Below are 2321 nucleotides of genomic sequence, written 5' to 3'. Positions count from 1 at the left end.
TGAATAATTTTCGAGCCGAGCCGACATAACCGGTGTAGCCTTCACGCAGTGAAGCTGTTGGAATAAATGCGACTTTCTTATTTTCAATTTCTTCCTTTATCAGACTTCCCACACTTGAAAAGTGCGAACATAAAAATAGTTTCATCAATATTCTCCTTTATAAATTCCGATTTTCTCAATTCTCCAAACTTGGAGTTGTCAGCATCCTTCTTTTTTATCTTTTATATCGTCTTTTAACGATTTGATTTCTTCCAGAATGAGTTCAGTACAAACGACTATAATACCTGAAAGAAGAATAATTCCACCATAAATCGGATAAATAAAGGATTCTCGGACTCCACCGCCAATGATGCCAGACAAGAGCTGCCACACACCGCTGAACGGCCAAACAACTAAAGCAAATACCACAATCATCATAATAATAGCTTTTTTCATTGTACTTTGCCTCCTTAAATTGCGATTTCTCAGTTTCAAAAACTGGAATTTCTATTTGTGTTGCCATGTCATTACATAATCTTTTTCTCCGGTAGCCTCATCTAAGCCACTATGCTGAATCTCAAATCCTTCTCTCTTATAAAAAGATATTGCCCGTGCATTCTTTTGGTATACGTTCAAGTACAACTTACTCCTTTTGTCCTTTGCATAATTCAGCAGAATTTTACCTATACCCTGCGATTGCATTTCACCAGAAACAAAAATGCCCTCAACATATTCATCATTTAACCCTAGGGTTAAACTTAACTACTATTTTTTCTTTGCGATATAAAATACATAACTGTAATAATCTACTACTAATCTAAAATAAAGCGATTATAAGCTATCCTTTTTCCTGTGTTTGTTTTAAAGTTTTCATCTATACACTTTTTTATCTTTTCCTGTTCTTTTTCTTTATAAGCTATCCTTTTTCCTGTGTTTGTTTTAAAGTTTTCATCTATACACTTTTTTATCTTTTCCTGTTCTTTTTCTTTATCCATAACCGTTAAATTTTCAAGCAAATCAGCTTCCCATTGTATTTGAAAATCAAGTCCATCAATTTTAGATGGAGTATGATGGTTGCCTATTATAAAGCATATTCTATCAATATTTTTGTTATAGCCTACCTTTTTTAATATTTCTTTCGCTACTTCTGGTCCTTCCTTTTCTTGATAGACACCATCAATAGAACCGTATTTTTTTTGTGCTTCAACCGCACCAATATCATGTAGTATAGCAATAATACTGATGAATTCTTTTTCTTCCTCTCCGATATTTTCTCCTTTCATTATATCTTCTGCATTTTTCAAAACTTTGAGAGTATGCTCTATGCCAAAAGGAATTTCTTTGAATACTTCTTTCATCTCTATAATAATTTTTTCTTTAAACATAAATTACCTCCATTTATACCTTATAGGTGTTTTAGTTCTATCTATCCACTTTTTTGTTCGCCGATACAATCAGCATCATGGGACGGCGCATTTCATCCTGCATCCCCGGAATATCCATCATGTATTCCGGCGGCTGCGGCTCCACAATATGATTTATTATAAAACCATTTGAAAGCAGTGTATTTAGATATGTGGTCAGTGTTCTATGATATTTTGTAACCTTTTCTCCCAAAAAGACAGCTGTCCGTTTGCCCTCATAATAATAATTATCCACCGGAAAATGCAGTATTTCTCCTTTTTCGTTATAATGCCAGTCTTGTGTTCCATAGGCAGTAAAAACAGGATGTTCAACCGTAAAAACTAGCTTACCACCAGACTTCAGTATTCTATATATCTTTTTTACTAAAATCTCATAATCTGCTACATAGTGAAACGCAAGTGAACTTAATATTACATCAAAACTCTTCTCTGGGAATTCCACATCTTCTATAGCACAGCATTTATATTCAACCTGTGGAAAATGTGTTTTTTCTTTGGCTACCTCGAGCATTTTATGAGAAATATCAACACCCACAACAGAAGACGCTCCGTGTTCCATCGCATAAATACAGTGCCATCCATAGCCGCATCCTAAATCAAGCACACGCTTATCTTTAAAATCCGGCAGCAGCTTTCTCAATGTTTCCCATTCTCCTGCACCGGCTAGTCCCTGCTGTGAGCGACTCATTTGACTGTATTTTTGAAAAATATATTATCATCATATTTGTTTTCTTTTCCATATTCTACATAATTCAACCTCTTTCACCTCGCTGTAAACTTCCGATTTTTCGTTCTCTGCGACTTCCCAATAAACGGGAATTTGACTTGCCTATTTTCTTAAAATCTCATGTGGAGCTTCTATTTCATTTGCCAAGGTATGCTCTGTTAATTCTGACATCAATTTCAATTTTTTATTAA

Annotated in this window: 2 protein-coding genes and 4 pseudogenes; all 6 read right to left on the bottom strand. The window is 34.6% G+C overall.

The genetic code is table 11. The annotated features are described in order from the left end of the window. Window positions 1-145 (bottom strand): annotated as a pseudogene (locus DWZ16_RS15170) (peptidase E); the annotation flags it as partial. 53 nt (window positions 146-198) lie between these two features. Beyond that, on the bottom strand, window positions 199-435 hold the full coding sequence (locus DWZ16_RS15165) for a hypothetical protein (protein ID WP_055060928.1): 237 nt from the start codon (window positions 433-435) through the stop codon (window positions 199-201). Between the two features lie 51 nt (window positions 436-486). Then, window positions 487-729: pseudogene (locus DWZ16_RS15160) on the bottom strand (GNAT family N-acetyltransferase); the annotation flags it as partial. Window positions 730-791: 62 nt separating this feature from the next. Beyond that, window positions 792-1364, bottom strand: a complete 573-nt coding sequence (locus DWZ16_RS15155) for an HD domain-containing protein (protein ID WP_118523182.1) — start codon at window positions 1362-1364, stop codon at window positions 792-794. A gap of 37 nt (window positions 1365-1401) precedes the next feature. Next, window positions 1402-2159 (bottom strand): annotated as a pseudogene (locus tag DWZ16_RS15150) (class I SAM-dependent methyltransferase). Window positions 2160-2232: 73 nt separating this feature from the next. Further along, window positions 2233-2321, bottom strand: a pseudogene (locus DWZ16_RS15145) (LPS biosynthesis protein); the annotation flags it as partial.

Origin of the sequence: Clostridium sp. AF29-8BH (assembly GCF_003478145.1) — a bacterium.
Classification (GTDB): domain Bacteria; phylum Bacillota; class Clostridia; order Lachnospirales; family Lachnospiraceae; genus Otoolea; species Otoolea fessa.
This window is presented reverse-complemented; position numbering and strand designations above follow the sequence as displayed.